The sequence below is a fragment of the Peribacillus sp. NPDC006672 genome, assembly GCF_050274955.1.
Classification (GTDB): domain Bacteria; phylum Bacillota; class Bacilli; order Bacillales; family DSM-1321; genus Peribacillus.
Genome location: NZ_JBNNOR010000004.1, coordinates 230716 through 248360 on the forward strand (window position 1 = coordinate 230716; position 17645 = coordinate 248360).

18 protein-coding genes and 1 riboswitch are annotated in these 17645 nt (G+C 40.5%); of the genes, 1 reads left to right on the plus strand and 17 read right to left on the minus strand.

The genetic code is table 11. From position 1 onward, the window contains the following. Nucleotides 1-27: 27 nt before the first annotated feature. The 3 genes from ACQKKK_RS08985 to ACQKKK_RS08995 form a co-directional block, all read right to left on the minus strand. A complete protein-coding gene (locus tag ACQKKK_RS08985; protein WP_427615678.1) occupies nucleotides 28-249 on the minus strand; it encodes a hypothetical protein in 222 nt (73 codons plus the stop codon). Nucleotides 250-470: 221 nt separating this feature from the next. Continuing rightward, a riboswitch (SAM riboswitch) is annotated at nucleotides 471-582 on the minus strand. Nucleotides 583-722: 140 nt separating this feature from the next. Beyond that, nucleotides 723-1190: a GNAT family N-acetyltransferase gene (locus tag ACQKKK_RS08990; protein ID WP_427615680.1), complete on the minus strand. Its 468-nt coding sequence runs from the start codon at nucleotides 1188-1190 to the stop codon at nucleotides 723-725. Nucleotides 1191-1285: 95 nt separating this feature from the next. Further along, nucleotides 1286-1654, minus strand: a complete 369-nt coding sequence (locus tag ACQKKK_RS08995; protein ID WP_427615682.1) for a DUF4440 domain-containing protein — start codon at nucleotides 1652-1654, stop codon at nucleotides 1286-1288. 551 nt (nucleotides 1655-2205) lie between these two features. On the opposite strand from ACQKKK_RS08995, the gene ACQKKK_RS09000 reads away from it, so the two are divergent. Further along, nucleotides 2206-2496, plus strand: coding sequence for a hypothetical protein (locus ACQKKK_RS09000; protein WP_427615684.1), 291 nt, complete (start codon nucleotides 2206-2208; stop codon nucleotides 2494-2496). Here the strand turns inward: ACQKKK_RS09000 and ACQKKK_RS09005 are convergent. The 14 genes from ACQKKK_RS09005 to ACQKKK_RS09070 all read right to left on the minus strand — a co-directional run bounded on the left by ACQKKK_RS09005 (nucleotide 2488) and on the right by ACQKKK_RS09070 (nucleotide 17561). After that, entirely contained in the window at nucleotides 2488-3798 is a 1311-nt protein-coding gene (locus ACQKKK_RS09005; protein WP_427615685.1) for an amidohydrolase family protein, read from the minus strand. The genes ACQKKK_RS09000 and ACQKKK_RS09005 overlap by 9 nt on opposite strands. A 218-nt stretch (nucleotides 3799-4016) precedes the next feature. After that, nucleotides 4017-5006, minus strand: coding sequence for a zinc-dependent alcohol dehydrogenase family protein (locus ACQKKK_RS09010; RefSeq protein ID WP_427615687.1), 990 nt, complete (start codon nucleotides 5004-5006; stop codon nucleotides 4017-4019). Nucleotides 5007-5345: 339 nt separating this feature from the next. Continuing rightward, nucleotides 5346-5750 carry a DUF1259 domain-containing protein gene (locus tag ACQKKK_RS09015; protein WP_427615688.1) on the minus strand — a complete coding sequence of 135 codons (405 nt, stop codon included), beginning with the start codon at nucleotides 5748-5750 and terminating at the stop codon, nucleotides 5346-5348. A 169-nt stretch (nucleotides 5751-5919) separates the two neighbouring features. After that, nucleotides 5920-7443 carry a sodium:solute symporter family protein gene (locus ACQKKK_RS09020; RefSeq protein WP_427615690.1) on the minus strand — a complete coding sequence of 508 codons (1524 nt, stop codon included), beginning with the start codon at nucleotides 7441-7443 and terminating at the stop codon, nucleotides 5920-5922. Further along, on the minus strand, nucleotides 7440-7640 hold the full coding sequence (locus ACQKKK_RS09025) for a DUF3311 domain-containing protein (protein ID WP_289319685.1): 201 nt from the start codon (nucleotides 7638-7640) through the stop codon (nucleotides 7440-7442). Before ACQKKK_RS09025 ends, ACQKKK_RS09020 begins: the two co-directional genes overlap by 4 nt. 12 nt (nucleotides 7641-7652) lie before the next feature. Continuing rightward, nucleotides 7653-8825 (minus strand): M20 family metallopeptidase, encoded by a 1173-nt coding sequence (locus tag ACQKKK_RS09030; RefSeq protein ID WP_427615847.1) that lies wholly within the window; start codon nucleotides 8823-8825, stop codon nucleotides 7653-7655. 232 nt (nucleotides 8826-9057) lie between these two features. Next, entirely contained in the window at nucleotides 9058-10356 is a 1299-nt protein-coding gene (locus ACQKKK_RS09035) for a hypothetical protein (protein ID WP_427615692.1), read from the minus strand. Between the two features lie 593 nt (nucleotides 10357-10949). After that, the gene (locus ACQKKK_RS09040) at nucleotides 10950-11795 is read right to left on the minus strand and encodes an HAD family hydrolase (RefSeq protein WP_427615694.1); all 846 of its coding nucleotides are present in this window, start codon (nucleotides 11793-11795) and stop codon (nucleotides 10950-10952) included. Between the two features lie 112 nt (nucleotides 11796-11907). Then, nucleotides 11908-13176 carry a PTS ascorbate transporter subunit IIC gene (locus tag ACQKKK_RS09045; protein ID WP_427615695.1) on the minus strand — a complete coding sequence of 423 codons (1269 nt, stop codon included), beginning with the start codon at nucleotides 13174-13176 and terminating at the stop codon, nucleotides 11908-11910. 30 nt (nucleotides 13177-13206) lie between these two features. Next, nucleotides 13207-13473: a PTS sugar transporter subunit IIB gene (locus ACQKKK_RS09050; RefSeq protein WP_048883161.1), complete on the minus strand. Its 267-nt coding sequence runs from the start codon at nucleotides 13471-13473 to the stop codon at nucleotides 13207-13209. Nucleotides 13474-13490: 17 nt separating this feature from the next. Continuing rightward, complete coding sequence (locus ACQKKK_RS09055; protein ID WP_427615697.1) at nucleotides 13491-13757, minus strand: PTS sugar transporter subunit IIB; 267 nt, start codon at nucleotides 13755-13757, stop codon at nucleotides 13491-13493. Next, entirely contained in the window at nucleotides 13754-15820 is a 2067-nt protein-coding gene (locus ACQKKK_RS09060) for a BglG family transcription antiterminator (protein WP_427615699.1), read from the minus strand. The genes ACQKKK_RS09055 and ACQKKK_RS09060 overlap by 4 nt, the downstream gene beginning before the upstream one ends. 394 nt (nucleotides 15821-16214) lie before the next feature. After that, nucleotides 16215-16853: an isochorismate family cysteine hydrolase YcaC gene (ycaC, locus tag ACQKKK_RS09065; protein ID WP_427615701.1), complete on the minus strand. Its 639-nt coding sequence runs from the start codon at nucleotides 16851-16853 to the stop codon at nucleotides 16215-16217. 147 nt (nucleotides 16854-17000) lie between these two features. After that, complete coding sequence (locus ACQKKK_RS09070; RefSeq protein ID WP_427615703.1) at nucleotides 17001-17561, minus strand: NADPH-dependent FMN reductase; 561 nt, start codon at nucleotides 17559-17561, stop codon at nucleotides 17001-17003. Nucleotides 17562-17645 lie beyond the last annotated feature (84 nt).

Sequence of the window (17645 nt, forward strand, 5' to 3'; positions counted from 1 at the left end):
CTTTATCAGAGAAGAGCTTCCAATGTTTCATAATGATCGGGTTAAATTTTCGAAAGTCACGAGTAAATGCGCGAAATTCACGAGTAAATCTTCGAAACTCACGAGTAAATGCGTGAAACTCACGAGTAAATGCATGAAACTCACGAGTAAATGCGCGAAAGTCACGAGTAAATGTGCGAAACTCTCGAGTAAATGTGCGAAACTCTCGAGTAAGTGTGCGAAACTCTCGAGTAAATGCGCGAAATTCACGAGTAAATGTGCGAAACTCTCGAGTTAATGCTCACAACTCATGATTAATGATCGAAACTCTCGAGTAATGCGTGAAACTCTCGAGTAAATGCACCAATTCTCCAAATAACCATATCCATTCTGAATAAACAAAAGAGGCCCCTTCCGTCATCAGACAGAAGAGGCCTCTTTTAGACATAAAAAAGAGTAAACTCTTAAATTAATTATCTAAGAAAAGCTCCTTCTTATCTTTCAAACTTTCGTCCGTTGGAATTAGCACAGTATTTTTACAAAAGTAAAAACCCGCTGCCGAGGTATCATAGGGCCAAGTCCCTCCACATCTCTTGATAAGAATTAACGTTATATTTAATTATGTCCTTCACTATATATTCAATTTTCTCTAAAGTCAACTATATTTTTTATCGCTCTAAACATTTTCATAGTATAGTGAATTGACAGTTTTTTTATTATATTAATATAATTCCACTTCTACTTTATAATGATTTGCTCATTCTCCAGACAAGGTATTTTTCATTTTCTTCCCTTATCTTCATCATGCCTGAATTCGTATATAAACGAATCGCCCTTTGATTGTCCGGAGACACCCTTAAATGATATTCGGATACATTAAATTGCCTGAAAAAGTTTTCTGCGTAGCGTACCAATTCCTTGCCAAGGCCTTTACTGCGGTATTCGGGAATAAGATAAAATAAATTCACATAGCCAATCTCAGTCCCTTCATACTCCCGAATTTGAAGTTCCATTTGTCCAATCGGTTCTTGATCCTTTTCAATGATCACCTGTCCATCCGGAAATTTGCGGACCCTTTCTTTCATTTGTTTCAGATAAGAATTTTCATCTCCAAAACCATCTTCAGATCCAAAACTTACAACAAAGGAATCTTTCCTGAATTTAATGATAATGTCCTTATCCTTGTCCGTATCAATGGTACGAAAGATCAACTTTATCCACCTCATCATTTTATTGGAATAGTTTCAAAGCAGGCAAAACTCATTTTACTTACGATCTTTTATGATATTTTTTATTATTAAAAGGCTCAAAGGGGCCCTTTCGTTTTTGTGCCTTGATGAAAAAACATTTGCCATCTGCCATTCGCATATTTCCAGATTGAACTTCTTAAGGTATGCTCCTCTCTACCTTCATCAAAAATCCGGAACGTAGTTAATACGGTATCTTCGGACAATTGGTGCATGTCAAAATCGCTTAAGATCATGTTCACCGCTTCTATTCCTTCTTCTCCGATACAATCGCTTTTAGTCCATATTCGACCTGAACTGCCGAACTCAAAGAAATCATCTTTCAATAATCGTGAAAGTTCCTCTGGTGATGTACGGATCTCAGATTTTAATAATTTCTCCTCCAGCTGCTTCACGTGCGCTATTAACGAAGACCATTCGTTTTCCATTCATTCCATCCCCTTTTACACTTATATGTGCATGAACTATGAACTACTTCCCAAGCTAATTGTAAAATCATATATAATACATACTAACAATATATCCCAGATGGTGGTGAAATTAATGATCGATGCTATCAAAGATTTTTTATCCAGTTCATTGTTAATTATTAGCTGGCTTATATTTGCGGTCAGCAGTATTTTTTTCATTTTTTCTTTTTTAACCATCTTTGCCATACCTATATTTCTCTTGTTATTTTTAACAGGCTTACTTTGCTTCTCTATTTCCAAAAAACTGGACTGGAGACAGACCTCAAACTGAAAGAGATTAGGCTACTTTACGTTAAGTTGTTAAGCCTAAAGTCTTTTTACTATGTATTCAGTGGTGTTAGATCATGGTTGGCCGAATTAAACAGGACTAGGTCGAAACTGGAGGTCGAATTAATTTTAATTTGGTCGAAGCGAGCGCCTGTAGCGGAAGGGAACGATCAATGCACAAACCTCCACAAAAACGGCAGGCAATGCGGTTTCCATCCTAGTTTTATGCAGAGTGGAGTGGAGTGGAACGGAAGGCGCGAGACTCCTGCGGGAAATACGTGTCCAAGGGAGACCCCACAGGCGCTAAAGGCGCCGAGGAGGCTCCCGGACCGCCCGCGGAAAGCGAGCGCCTGCAGTGGAAAGGAACGGTCGTAGTACAAACCCTCCAAAACGGTGGGCAAATTCCGTTTTCATGCAAAGTGAATTGGAACCGTCAAAATTTAAAACCTAAAAAAACTGAAGACAAACTCCATTTTATCGAGTTTGTCTTCAGTCTGAAAGAAGCTGCAAGTTTCGTGTCGTATTTATTGTGATAGTGTGCCCTGCAGACGATTCGTTTCGGCAATCACTTTTTCTTCATCGATCGTTAAGCATTCGCCATTTTTCACCATCATCTTGCCATCAATGTATACATCACATACATCATTTCCGCGTGCTGCATAAAGCAAATGCGAATATGCTTCACTCAGCGGCTGCAGATGCTCTTTGTTATAAGGGTAAATGGTGATGAAATCTGCTTTTTTACCTGCTTCCAGTGATCCCGTATGACCCATGCCGATTGCTTCGGCACCCATTCTCGTGGCCATGGCCAGTGCCGTTTGAGCAGGGAATTTAGTGGCATCCTTATAGATGCCTTTTTGCAATAATGCCGCCGTTCGCATTTCCTCGAACATATCGAAGTTGTTGTTGGAAGCAACACCATCTGTTGCAACCCCAACTTTAATGCCTGCATCAAGAAGGCTGACGATATCAGCAATTCCCGATCCCAGCTTCAGATTACTGATTGGATTATGGGCAACCCGAACATCATGCTGTTTTAGTATCGCCCGTTCTTCATCATTGAGTACCACACCGTGGGCCATCACGGTAGGCTGATCGAACAGCCCTAAACGGCGAAGGTGCTCGACAGGACGGAATCCGAAACGCTTTTCGATGTCAACGATTTCAAAGTCCGTTTCCGAAACGTGAATATGCACCATCAAATCATTCTCTTTAGCAATCCGTGCACTTTCCATAATCGCTTCAGGTGTACAAGCATAAGGGCTGTGTGGCGCAACCATGGTAGTCAGACGGCCATCGGCAAACGTCTTATAGTTTTTTGAAAACTGTTCAGCCCCCATGAGGTTCGCTTTTTGTTCTTTTTCCGTACCTAAGCTGAAAATCGTGTAGGAAAAGGCTCCGCGCATTCCGGTTTCGCCTATCGTCTCCATGACAGCACCCGCATCTATTCCATTAGGATTAAACATATCTGAAAATGTCGTTGTTCCTGATTTCAGCATTTCCATAATGCCAAGCTGAGAACTTACAGAGGCTATTTCCGTTGTAAACTGGCTTTCAATCGGCCATATTTTCGTTTCAAGCCATGGCTTTAGCAGCATATCGTCCCCGATTCCGCGTAAAAGGGTCATCACAATATGCGAATGGACATTCACTAGACCTGGCATGATCCATTTTCCGCCAAGGTCGACCACTTGATCGGCATCCGCCAATTGTTCTTCAGAATGTTGGCCGATGTAGGATATGGTTTGATCTTGTACAATCATCATGCCCTTTTCAAAGATTTGATTTTCCTTGTCCATAGTAAAAAAGGTAGCATTCATATATATCGTTTTCATGTAATTATTTCCTCCAAAGTCATTTCGTATCATTGAACAACAAATCATGTTACTATTCCGCATTCTAAACTAGCTTCTTACTGATAATCAAGTAATTCCATATTATCAGGGAGCATTTCCATTTACCTTAGGAACCTATTGGAAGGTCTCCATGATGAATGCTTCCTTCAATATATCCATTTAATCAGTAAACCACCATTGCAATTCAGGATGCAAAATCAGTTGCTTAAAAAAATCTTCCCCCTATTGCTCCTAGGGGTTTCCGTGACACGAATGGCTTCTTGTACATCCTGAAGACCGTAGTAAGAATCCGGCATCATGAAACTCAATCTTTTATCGTTAATGAATCCCATCAAAAGGTTAAACGTTTCTTGCCAAGTCTGAACGGACGCCTGTTGATTCCAGTGCCGTAGATGAAACATTTTAACATTTACTTTTGTCCTTTGTGAAATTTTCGCCCAATTTACAGACTTTCCTGATAAAAGACCAATCGTTAATAAGATGCCTTCAGGCCGAACACAAAAGGCTAACTCGGAACCATCTGTACCTCCGACCGAATCTATGGCCGCATTCGCTCCGCGTCCATTCGTCAACTCCATCACGGTATCATGCAATGGTGATTCAGACGTATCGATTACATATGCAGCACCAAGTTTAAGCAGTTCTTCTGTATAGGTATTGTTTCTGGTTACAGCAATCAGCTTAAACCCAAGAATCTTGGATAACTGGGTAAAGATGCGGCCAATGGACGATCCGCAAGCATTCACGAGTAATACATCATCCGGTTTCAATGCCAATACTTCTGTGATTGTTAACCAAGCGGTTATTGGATTTATATATAATTGCGCTGCGATATGGTCCTCAATGGAATCAGGAATGACAATTGCCAAATCCGCAGATGTTTTAACATAATCCTGCCAGGTACCTTCACCGCGCAAAGGCAGAACACGCTTACCAATCAGCTCTTGCGAAACCGAAGAACCCACCTCTTCCACTATGCCGACGCCTTCATAACCAGGAATGGAAGGCAAGGGAATTCGGTGGGAATATGCGCCCCGAATGGGCAGCAAGTCAGATGGATTGATAGGACGTGCAGTCATCCGTACAAGGACTTCCCCGTCCACAGGCATTTGAATACATTTATTTTCCACTTTTATAACTTTTTGCGGTTGCCCAAACTCATAAAATTTAGCACATTTAGCTTCCAAAATATTCAGTCTCCTTTAATATATAGTTCTATCTATTTTATCATTTATACAGAACCAGCCTATCCTGTATTTTTACAAGATTTGTTATTCACCTTTTAAACAACAAATCTTCAAAACTTAAAGAGCTTTTTCACTTTTCTTCTGTTTCTTTATTATAATCCCTTTTCATCTTCAATTGATCTGCCCCTTTCGTCCCATAAGAAAAAAGGCTGCCGCAGCACCCCCCTGTTTTTGAAAGTAAAACATCCTTTTTGTTAAATAAGAATTTAATAAAAAATACCTTTTTATAACCCCCTCAACGCCTTGTTCTATATTTATTTGATACGAACAAATATCAATTTATCGAACTGGATAGCTGTTTAAAGTTGAAAAAGAATGCGCCAATTTTTTCGCGAAATTTAATGGGGGTTCGACTGATTGAATATGAATATACAAAATCGAAGGTTCCATATATAGCCAATGATTATGCAAGGCACTTACAATAAGCCCCTGTTGGACAACTGATTGCATAAATCCTGGAACTTCTTCTTGAAGAATTGCTATTTCAGCCAAATTTAATGCAAGACCGTTTTGGTCCAATGATTCAAATAAAACACCTACTGGGACAACGGAGCTACTCGGCCGCCCTTGGACAAACACCTCAATATTACGATGCAAGGACACAGAACAAACACCTTTATTCATGTCGCTTTTCCCATTTAGAATTTTGGCAAATTGTTCACAAAGAGAGTTATAGTCATTCATAATTAATCCTCCTTTTAATTGGGATATTATGATGTATAATCCAATTTAATGATGAATCATTAAATAAAGGAGGGAAAAAATACCCTCCAGATCATTTAACTGGAGGGCATTCGAATTAAAATAATCTTATCGGAGTGAATTACTTGGAGCAGCAAATATTCATATTGTGTTAGCTATTTGATTCTTTTTGTATTAAAACCTTGTGCTCTACTGTTGTTGTCTCCAAAACATCATTATCTTTATGAGTATTAGTAATGTTTTTTGTCATCACACTGACAACCACTAAAACTACGATATTCACAAAAAGAGCGATAATTCCTACATTCAAGTCTTTAATTGCTTGAGGAAGATAAGGAAATAGATGACCAATTTTTATGTTCCCTAGTTCCATAATTGAGACTAGCACGCCTCCTGTTATAATCCCGGCAAATGCTCCATGTTTGGTTACAAAATTCTTTCTCATCAAGCTTGCGAAAAAGGCAGGAGCTAGTTGTGTGATAAAATTATAGGCGATTAAAGCAAGACTAAAGAGGGAATTTCCACCTTTAAAGGTCAAGTAAATCCCTACGAGAGAAATAAGGGGAACCAAGTATTTTACCAGTTTTGCAATCTGATTTTCCGTTGCCGATGGAGTGAATACTTTATATACATTTTTTGCAAGCAATGTTGATATTGACATCAACAGCATAGAACTTGGTACTAAAGCGGCTAACACGCCAGTGCCACCAATTAAGCCCACAAACCATGGATCAAAATTCTGTTTAGAAAGCTGTAGCAAGATTTGATCCGCTTCGCCGCCTTTTAATCCAGGCGTCTGTAAGATCGCTGCAAATCCGACAAAAAAGGCAAACAACAAAATCAATTGGTACATTGGCATTAGGATTGCATTTTTTCGTAAAGCTTTTTCGCTAGAGGCAGCATAAATAGGAGAAAATCCGTGCGGCCACATATAAAATCCAATGGAGCTTAATATAACGGTCGATATATACCACGAAACGCTCATTCCTTGATCCGGAAGTATGGTATAGTTCGGCTTTACATTTTCAATTGCCTCATACATAGGTTGAAGACCGCCATAATAATGAAGAGGGAAATAAACTCCTAAAAATATGACAATGCCAAGAATCAGAATATCCTTCAAAATAGCTGTCCTGGCAGATCCGTGAATACCGGACACCATTACGAAAATGGTTACACCAAATGCTCCAACCCAAATGGCAGCTGTAGAAGAAATGGCCCCATAGGATGTTGCAGAAACGATATATCCTAACCCCTTCAATTGCAGGACTAAGTAGCAAGTACAAGCTATAACACCTATTACAGCAACAAGCACACCAAGATAAGGACTTTGATATTTTTTCACAAAAAAATCTGATTGGGAAACTAATTGGTGTTTCTTTGCGTACCTCCAGATAGCAGGAAATGTCCAGTAGGAGATGACTGTTGCCAGACAGCCGTAGGATACGATACTAAAGATGGAGCCGCCTTCCCCATAAGCCGATCCACTTGCACCTAAAAAGGTGAAGGTCGTATACATTTCACCTGCGGACAAGAGGAAAATCAAAAGGGTTCCCATTCCGCGTCCCCCGACTGACCATTGTTCTAAGTTCATTTCTTTCCCTTTTTTAGCCTGGATACCAATCAAAACAGAAATGACGAAAAAAAACAGGATGAATAACACGGCAATATTCATCTTGAATCTCCCTTCTGATTAGCAGGATCCAGTAGATATATTATCCCCATAATACCTGTGGTTAGCACAGACCAGAGTACAATCCAAAAATGAAAAAATGGCATTCCCAGAACATATGGAGTCACTTTATTTGTAAACAAAGCGCCTACAATAATGCCAAGAAACGGGATTATTCCGAGCCAATATATTTTTTTCATCCTCTTAACCCCCTAGTAAGTTAGATTTAACATTTTAAAAGTCGCGTGAACAAATAACTTCACCCCATTTTGTAAAGCCTGTTCATCGATAGTGAATTTCGGATGATGGTGAGGATATATAATCCCTTTTTCTTCATTACGAGCCCCTATTACAATATAAGATCCCGGAACTACTTTTTGAAAAGCAGAGAAGTCCTCACTTCCCATAATCGGCTTTAAAATCTCTCGGCTTTCTTCACCAAATACTTCACAGACGGTTTCGTCCATCAATCGGGTAACTTCTTCATCATTAATGGTCGGAGCATAACCGAACTGATAATCGAATTCGTAAGTAGCTCCATGCGCTTCAGTAATTCCTTTTATAATGCGTTCGATAAAACTTGGTATTTTTTCCCTCAACTCCGGATTAAAGCTTCGAACGGAACCACCAATGCTTACCTTACTTGGAATAACATTAATCGCATTTCCCGCATGGAACTGAGTCACTGAAATCACAAGAGCTTCCTGAGCATCTAAATATCTCGAAACAATGTGTTGGAAATTTGATACAATCTGAGTTCCAATTGCAATGGGATCAACGGTAAGTTCAGGCTGTGAGGCGTGCCCCCCCTTACCCACCACGGTAATTGCAAATGTATCAGCTCCAGCCATCGTTGGACCGTAACTCAAACCAATTTTCCCTAAAGGAAGAGTCGACAAGAGATGGGTGCCAATGACCATATCCACTCCATCAAGCACACCGGCTTTCACCATCTCTTGGGCTCCACCGGGCGGCAGTTCCTCTGCATGTTGAAATAAAAAGCGCACCTCCCCTTTAATATGATCCTTTAACTGTGTAAGAATCTTCGCCGCACCAAGCAGCATCGCCGTATGCCCGTCATGTCCGCATGCATGCATCGCGCCTGAATTCTGTGAAACAAAGTCAAAATCATTCTCTTCTTTAATTGGAAGCGCATCCATATCTGCCCGCAGTGCAATAACCTTCCCAGGCTCCTGACCAATCAAACGAGCCATTATACTCGTTTTTGTCGGACGTGAAATTTCCAAATCACCAAAAGTTTGTAGCGTTTCATAAACAAATTGTGCTGTTTTTTCTTCCTGAAAAGACAGCTCCGGATACTTATGTAAATATCTTCTCCACCCAATCACTTCATCTTTAACAGCCTCGATTAAATCATGAATCATTATCGTTTGAGACACCCAATACATCCCCTTTTCATTCAATTTACATGGTAATTTTTATTTTCGGTTAGTTTAAGGAATAAATTCCTTAAATAGAGTATAATATCCCATGTTCTTTATTTCAATGTTTTTTGAAAATTCTAAACTATTTTATTTGATTACTAGATTTTAATGGTGGAAGTTCTCCTTTTAATGCTTTAACATGCAAAATAAAAAAGCACCCAATTTTGGGTGCTTATGATAATCGATAAATTTTACTCGGCCTTCCACGTGTGGCGTGAGCCTCTTCACCAACGCATTGTGCCAAATCAACTTCGCACATATCCGCAATAATACGCCGTACATTACGTTCTGTCATCTCAAGATGTTTCGCTAATTCCTTTGTTGTAAAATTACCCCAGCCCATTCTTTGTACAAGGGCTGATATCTTCTTATATGTTTTTACACTGATATTCCCCTTTTTCAACTTTTCGATAAGGAGTTCATTGTGGGACCGGGTAGCATATTGTAATTCTTTCTTTTTGCCTGGTGATTCAATAATCTTTCCATCATCTTGAATAATCACAATTTCACGCTTCTTCATCTCTTTTGAATGTTGAATAGCCCGAAAAGCATTGATTTCCGCCGAATAGGCAGTTTCGCCGAAGCCAATTCCAACGGAAACGGTTGTATCTGCTTCAAAAGCCAATTTTTGAATGGTATCTTCGAGCGTAATAATTTCCCGTTCAATTGCGCCGCGAGAACTAAAAATCATGTACCTTCCATTCCCTTTCTCTGAAAAGGAACCATTTATCTTTTCACCAAGTTGAATTAACATTTCTTTTAGCCGAAGCTCCAAATACTGTAAATGATAAGGAGTTTTCATTTCCTCTGCCACTCTGTTGAAATATTCAACTTCAATGATTTCAACTCCAATTTGTGTATCTTTAAAGTAGGAAGTCTTTACTTTTTCAGAAAGAATCCGAAGCGTTTGCCGGACTTCCATCTTACTCATCGACATCCGATAGGTTGGAATTCCATACTCTCTTAAAGCTTCGCAGACGGACGGAAAACAAGATAAAGCGCCTTCTGTCCTTCCCTTATTCCATAAATCCAAGTGAAAATGAAACAATTCATTAGTGTCGACATCTGACTCAAACACTTTCGTATAAATCTTTGGGGTTTTTATATTCAACTGTGACAAAGCTTCTTCACTAATATTATTTGAGATCATGGTATCAATACTTAGCTGCTCAATAATTTTCCCTTGTTCGTAAATCAACTCTAAAAAAGATCTATAAAAACCTGATTCCGTAGCAGGAACATGGACCATTATTTTATCTGTGCCTAGTGTTTTTTTCGCAATTTCATAGGGAAGTGGACCGGAAAAAAGCCATGCATGTACGTGAGAATGATGTTCTTTTACAATATTCTCTACCTCTTCAGTCTTTACATAGGGCAAAGAAATGAATTCCAATTCATGTTTATATTCTTCTGCCAAGTCTAAAATCTGTTCTACAGAAGTCTTTAGACCGACTAGTCCGATTTTATACATCCTGTATTCTACTTCCTTTATCATCAGTAATATAATCAATATCCTTGTTTAACGTAAGTCATGTTATCGTAAATTTAAATTTCCTGCTCAGTTCTATTTACCTTTTGTACTATTTTATCATGTGGCATGTAGGAAAAATACGTTGTATACGTTATTCATGTTAGGTTTTCATGACAGCTTTGTTATACCTCTTAGATAATCATCCATTATCTTTGTGTTTTCCAAAAGTTCTTTTTACTTTTTGACATGACATTACCAATTTTCTAGTTAAGCCAAAAAACCACCTCTTTAGGTGGTTTCAGACTGTACAATTTGGTAGTTGATTTCCGCTCAAGAAACTCGCTCTAATCAACTTTGTTATAAAATTTAGATATAAACCATACCTGAGGAGTGATGGTATTGCTTTGGGTCAGTTGGTTCGGGAACGTCATTTGATCAAAGTTACGTTTTTCGAAGCCCTTTTGTCTACAAACTGAAACCTCCCCTTTAGGTGGTTTTTTCATATTTTCAATAGGTTCTCCTAAACTAGAATTAGCCTGAACTTACATCTCTGATTTCTAACAGAAAGTTATAAATTTCCCTTTTTTTATTGATCATTGAAATATACCCTTCAAAAAGCGATACAGTCCATCTTCTCTATATGAATGCTCCGTCACTTCATCGGCTTGTTCTTTGACCAGGTCTGTGGCGTTTTTCATGGCAACGGAGTGCCCAGCGAGTTTAAATAGTGGGAGGTCATTTTCGCCATCGCCTACTGCCAGGATATTTTCCGGTCCTAGCTGGAAATGCTTTAGTAATAGATGAACGCCTGTTGCTTTTGAGACGCCTTCCACGGTCACTTCTACATTGTGATGAGTGGAGGAGGCTGTTGTGAAGGCATTGTACTGCTTGATTCTCCCCAAATCCGCTTTCCATTTTCGGATGGTATGCATTTCATTGCTGAAAAAGTAGATTTTGGCTACGCTGCTTATATCCAGTTGTTCTGACCATCTTATTTTATCTTCCACTGCATCCTGCCTTGATAGCCATTCATTTTCATCGACTGTCTCTGGCTTTGGCACCAAACCTTGTTTAACCATATAGTCTTTATCTTTAAGTAATGCCATCCGTGTCCCATCATTCGGATGAACTTCGTAAAAAATCTCACCCGCTCCTGCTTTGGCGACCAATTCTTCCACAAGTTCCGGCGGCAGGGCATGTTCGACGATCTGTTTCTTTCCGATGAAGGCGGACATTCCATTGGCAGTCACCATTCCATCGACTTCCATGCCGGACGGCAATACGTCCCTCACTTCTTCCAGTGTTCTTCCTGTTGCAATGAAAATCAGCTTTCCGCTTTCCCTAAGTTCGCCTATGTACTGTTCCAGCGTTTCATTCACCGTATTCATTTCGTTCAATGTCGTGCCATCCAAATCCAGCACAATTGCCTTGTTAGTCATACAAATCACCTCCAAAATCCAAATGATAATGAAAATGCCAACAGCCCATTATCTAAAAGATCTTAGGCTGCTGGTTTCATTCTTTTTTCCATGTACTTATCAGTATAACAGTTTAGGATAATCCTAAAAGCTTCATGACGCTTAGAATTAGGAGACCGACCACACCGAAGTCCGAATCACCAAATGTGGTACCTTCAAACCCTACATCCCCTAAGAAGACCAGGAGTATCGCCGGCAGGAAACTAATGATGAGTCCGTTGGCAAAGGACCCAAGCATCGCTCCGCGTCTGCCGCCTGTGGCATTTCCAAATACACCTGCTGCAGCTCCGGTGAAGAAATGCGGTACCAGTCCTGGAACGATTACTTTCAATCCAAGTACCGGAAGGAGGAACATGGATAATAGTCCAGCCAAGAAACTGAATAGGAACCCGATGATCACTGCATTTGGAGCGAATGGAAAGATGGTCGGACAGTCTAGCGCAGGCTTCGTGTCAGGAGCGACTTTATCGGCAATCCCTTTGAATGCAGGGACGATTTCAGCAATTAACATCCGTACCCCTGCAAGGATGATGTAGACTCCTGCCGCAAATGTTATCGCCTGGATGAAAGAAAATACGATGAAGTTCGAACCGCCGGATAATTCCGTTTCAATATAGTTCTGTCCGGCAAACAATGCGACGATCACGAAGAACATCGTCATCGTAAGCGATACAGCGACTGATGTGTCCCTTAGGAATCCTAAAGATTTAGGAACCTTGATTTGCTCTGTCGTTTTTTCCTTATTTCCAAACCATTTTCCAACAGTCGCGGATACAAAATATCCGATTGTCCCGAAATGGCCGATGGCAAAATCATCGCTTCCGGTAATCTTCCGTACATATGGCTGAAGGAGGGCAGGGAACATCACCATGCATACCCCTAATAGAATGGAACCGACCAAGATGAGCGGAAAACCGTTAAGCCCGCCGACCGATAGGGTGACTGCAAGTAAACAAGCCATGAATAAGGTATGGTGTCCCGTTAAGAATATATATTTAAATGGCGTGAAACGAGCTAGCAAAACATTGACAACCATACCAAAAACCATGATAAGTGCAGTCGACGTCCCAAAATCACTTTGGGCAGCTGCGACAATGGCTTCATTATTCGGTATGACGCCTTGTACATTGAATGCGTGATCGAACATTTTACTGAATATATCAAGGGCGCCAATGAGCACTGCCGCTCCAGCTCCAATGATAATGAAGCCCATGACGGTTTTTAGCGTTCCAGATACAACATCCGCACTGGATTTCCGCTGTAACAGAAGTCCAATGAGAGCAAACAGCCCCACAAGTATGGAAGGTGTACCCAAGATGTCATTCATGATAAGTTCCAGCATTGCCTTTCCCCCTCTTCTATATGTTTCTTATTATAGATGTGACGCTAATTTCGATGTGATTTCGGGAATGCTCATCATGTTTTCCAGCGTGACGATCGTCCGGGTTCCATCATCCAGCTGACCGACAATATCTGCCGCTCCCAGGAAAATATCCGCCTGAACCGTTTTTGCAGATGCAAGATCCGTATGATCCACCTCGGCTGTCTTACCCATTTCCGTCAACGCTTTCTTCACATTCATCTCCATGATGAAGCTGCTTCCCAATCCGTTTCCGCATACTACCATGATTTTCTTCATATCAATCTCTCCTTTTTTTATCCTACATGCATTTCCAATTTAGATTTGATTTCAGGGATGCTCATCATGTTCTCCAGTGTGATGATCGTTCGGGTTCCATCATCCAGCTGACCGACAATATCCGCCGCTCCCAGGAAAATATCCGCCTGAACCGTTTTTGCGGATGCAAGATCCGTATGATCCACCTCGGCTGTCTTACCCATTTCCGTCAATGCTTTCTTCACATTCATCTCCATGATGAAGCTGCTTCCCAATCCGTTCCCGCATACTACCATGATTTTCATTCCGCTTCCTCCTTCGAATATTTATGAACGTACTCCATAAGGACCGATTTATCTGAAGTGCGTAAGATTTCTTCTATATTGGCTGGTTCATTCAATAATTGAATGAGCTGGATCAATGCCCGCAGATGCGAATCGTTATCTACGGCCGCCAAAATGATAATCAGGCGAACCGGTTTATCTGGCGCAAAGTCCACGGCTTCATCCAATTTCAGCAAACTCATGGATAAAGACCTGACCCCCTGCTCTGGACGTGCATGGGGAATCGCCACTCCAGGCGTAATCACTACATATGGTCCATTCGTTTCTATCGCCTCAATCATCGCATCCACATATCGTTCCTCGACGGTTCCTAAGTCCACGAGAGGCTTGGCCGCGACTTTAATGCCTTCTTTCCAATCGGAAACATGTTGCTGTAATTGAATCGTTTGCATATTGAGCAGTTCTTCTAACACAGGCTTCTCTGCCTCCTTTAATGAAAATTGGGTGATTTTTGGTATTTGGGTATACATATTCGACTTCAAAGCCTTTTCAAGCTGATCCAGTTCATGGATGGTTGCATACTTGGATATGACTTTTAATAATGCTGAAACATCTACACTTTCCGTCGTATACCCATACAATTCCTGCATGACCTGCTGTCGCAATTTATGTTTGTCCTGCATTTCCAAAATGGGCGGTACAACGAATAAAGCCGCTTTTGTTCTCATATGCACCGTTGAAAAAACAAGATCGTACGACAGTGGGTATTCAGCAGCATTTCTAACGGACAGAACATCCAGGAACAAAATATCCGGAAATAATTCCCTCAATGTATATATGAGAATATTGCTGATGCCAATACCATTCGGGCATACGACAATCGCCCGTTTTCGATCATCTAATGTGGTCCCTTGCCTGCGCAGCCATCCGCCAAAATAGATCGTGAAGTATGCGACTTCCTCTTCGGATACTGGACAGCCAATCTCTTTCTCCAACACCCACAGGGATTTTTTGGTCAAATGATGCAGTTCAGGATAGACCTTCTGCACCCGTCCCGTCATCGGGTTCATTTGCGGGAGACCATACCGCAGGCGATGATATGCCGGTTTAAAATGAACGTATAATTGTTGGTATAGCTGTTCTTTGTCTTTCAGGTGAACAAATGCCAGCCTCTCGAACTCTTCCACGATTTCCTGCAAAAGGTGTTGAATGACTTCATCATCCTTTAGAGGGGAAATGTCCTTCGTTCGGTTCATGCTCAATAAATGTAATGTTGCGTATAAGTTTTCCATTTCGCTCCATACTGATTGAAAGGCATTCGTTCTGGTCATTTCCTCAACCATTTTATACTCTTCCGTCGCAACAAACGGAGCCCAGCTCTGGTCGGCTTGTAACTCTTCCCCTTTACCTATGAGCTGATCTGTACATAAAAATAAATAGCTCAGTTCATGAAGCCGTTCATCTGTAAAGGTGATGCCTAAATCACGTTCGATCCTTTCAAGCTGTAACCGGATCGAGCTGATTTGCGTTTCATGATTTCCCCATATGCACTCCATGATCAATTCACTATTGGGACTATTCAGAACATCATTCACGAGACGTTCAATAATATATCTCTTTACTCGGCTTTCCCCAATCACCACGTAACCATCTAGTTTGGAATACTGGATTTTGAGCGATATGTCACTGCTTTTCTCCTTAAGCCTTTTCAAATCCTTCAACACCGTATTTCGTGAAAGCCCGGTGACCGTCTGGAAATGATAGACTGACAATTCTTCTTGGCTTAACAAGATCATGAGGTAAAAAACTTTTTCCCTATCTGTCTCTGAAAATATATAATTCCGTTTTGTCAGTTTTACGTTCAATTCTTCATCCTTGATTGTTTCAGAAAAGGAGTAGCCCATTTCACGATTATATTGAATCGGCTGATATCCATGAAATTGGAGCCAGTCATTCGCTTTGCTCAGGCCATATTGTATTTGCCTTCTCGTCAGACCTGTTTGGGCTTCTAGTTCTTTCATTTTTGAAATAGGCGAATGCTGTAATAGTTTTAGTAAATTGGCGCTTCTTTCATCTAAAAACATTCTCAATTCCTCTCCCTGCCTATACGATATCTTACTTCTTATTAGAAATGTAGCGTTTCTAAGTCCGAATGTTGTCGTAAGTACTGCACAATAATATACTCTTTAAACATTTGTGCACAATACTGCATCTTTGCTTAAGACAATATTCGTTCAGTAATCCGTTTTCAATACAGACTATAATTAGAAGAGAATATTATGTACAATCTGAGGTTTTTTCATACATACAAATGCATGATATAGAACTTATGTTTTTTAGTGTGGATGCCAATGAGGTCATGAGATCGAGCTATAAAAGGGGGGCGGGGTGAAGCTGAGGGTGATAAAAATGCAGGTGTTCATAAAAAAAATAAGAGGGGACAAATGTCCCCTCCCTTATTCAATCAGTGTGTTATCTTTATATCTTGCTGAAATCGCGCTGTGCTCCCGTATAGCTTCCGATTATATTTTGATAACCAGGAAGCTGTCTGGAAAGCAGTGCACCAAAACCTTCGACATCGTTGCGCCAATCACGCTGTAATTCGCATGCTACGCTAAACCAGTTCATAAGCTGCACACCTCCATGGGCCATACGCGCTAAAGCAGCATCAGCTACCTGTTTGCTGACTGTTCCAGAAGCATCAGTGACAGCGAATACTTCATAACCAGCGTTCAAAGCGGAAAGTGCCGGGAAAGCAACGCAGACATCTGTAACCACACCCGCGATGATAAGTTGTTTTTTTCCAGTTTCTTCGATTGCTTTAACAAAATCATCATTATCCCATGCGTTGATTTGTCCAGGCCGAGCTATTTTTGGCGCATTAGGAAAAAGTCCTTCCAATTCTTGCATGAGCGGTCCGTTTGGTCCGTTTTCAAAACTTGTTGTTAAAATAACTGGTAAATCAAAAAACTTAGCGGTGTTAGCAAGAGCCATAACATTGTTCTTGAATTCATCAACACCATAATCACGCACTAGACCGGAAATAAGACCGCTTTGATGATCCACTAGAAGAACGGCAGCATCATCTTTGGAAAGACGAGAATAGAGATCAGACATTTTTAAAATCCCCCTTTTATTAAAGCTATCGAAGAAAGTTCATATGTAGGGAAATCCCCCCAACTCCTTCGTTGGTACCAATCAGTTTATAACTATACTGACTGCTGTTATAATTTTATCTATATACTAATATTATGTCTTCTTATATTAATCTAGAACTGGAGTGTGATCGATCCAATGGATGAATTGTTGTAAATAACGCTCAAGATAACGTTTTGTTTGATCGTCAGTAAGCACTTTCCGATCAGAATCAATCTTTTTATGTACTTGCGAAATCAGCATTTTTTGAAATGGAAGAACATGAACTTGCATGGCTTCTAGTATTTGCCTGATTTGCATTTGAGCAAATGCAGTACCCATTCCACCAGGAGTAGCTCCAATCAAGCCAACTGGTTTTCTGGTAAGAACAGCGGACTCCCGAGGTCTTGATGCCCAGTCCAATGCATTCTTTAATACGCCTGGTATTCCAGAATTGTACTCTGGACTTACGATAATGATACCGTCAACGTCCTGAATGGCGGATTTAAATGACGTCACTGTTTCTGGAACCCCGCTTATTTCTAAGTCTTCGTTATACAAAGGAAGGTCATTAATTTCGATCCAGCGAAATTGATAAGAATCAACCATATCTGTCAATGATTGAGCAATGATTCGATTATAAGAATTTTCACGTAAACTGCCACAAATAAGGCCGATGGTTCTGGTCATCTACTTCCCTCCTCGTTTGAAATCATCTCCTATAATACCATAATATACCAACAGTAAAAAAGTGACGTTATTCCTAATTACATG

Coding starts and splice junctions, on each gene's coding strand:
- ACQKKK_RS08995 (WP_427615682.1), bottom strand. CDS start 1,654: ATGGAAAACGAATGGTCTTCGTTAATAGCGCACGTGAAGCAGCTGGAG.
- ACQKKK_RS09005 (WP_427615685.1), bottom strand. CDS start 3,798: ATGAAAACGATATATATGAATGCTACCTTTTTTACTATGGACAAGGAA.
- ACQKKK_RS09015 (WP_427615688.1), bottom strand. CDS start 5,750: ATGAATGACTATAACTCTCTTTGTGAACAATTTGCCAAAATTCTAAAT.
- ACQKKK_RS09020 (WP_427615690.1), bottom strand. CDS start 7,443: ATGAATATTGCCGTGTTATTCATCCTGTTTTTTTTCGTCATTTCTGTT.
- ACQKKK_RS09025 (WP_289319685.1), bottom strand. CDS start 7,640: ATGAAAAAAATATATTGGCTCGGAATAATCCCGTTTCTTGGCATTATT.
- ACQKKK_RS09030 (WP_427615847.1), bottom strand. CDS start 8,825: ATGATTCATGATTTAATCGAGGCTGTTAAAGATGAAGTGATTGGGTGG.
- ACQKKK_RS09035 (WP_427615692.1), bottom strand. CDS start 10,356: ATGTATAAAATCGGACTAGTCGGTCTAAAGACTTCTGTAGAACAGATT.
- ACQKKK_RS09040 (WP_427615694.1), bottom strand. CDS start 11,795: ATGACTAACAAGGCAATTGTGCTGGATTTGGATGGCACGACATTGAAC.
- ACQKKK_RS09045 (WP_427615695.1), bottom strand. CDS start 13,176: ATGCTGGAACTTATCATGAATGACATCTTGGGTACACCTTCCATACTT.
- ACQKKK_RS09050 (WP_048883161.1), bottom strand. CDS start 13,473: ATGAAGAAAATCATGGTAGTATGCGGAAACGGATTGGGAAGCAGCTTC.
- ACQKKK_RS09055 (WP_427615697.1), bottom strand. CDS start 13,757: ATGAAAATCATGGTAGTATGCGGGAACGGATTGGGAAGCAGCTTCATC.
- ACQKKK_RS09060 (WP_427615699.1), bottom strand. CDS start 15,820: ATGTTTTTAGATGAAAGAAGCGCCAATTTACTAAAACTATTACAGCAT.
- ycaC (WP_427615701.1), bottom strand. CDS start 16,853: ATGTCTGATCTCTATTCTCGTCTTTCCAAAGATGATGCTGCCGTTCTT.
- ACQKKK_RS09070 (WP_427615703.1), bottom strand. CDS start 17,561: ATGACCAGAACCATCGGCCTTATTTGTGGCAGTTTACGTGAAAATTCT.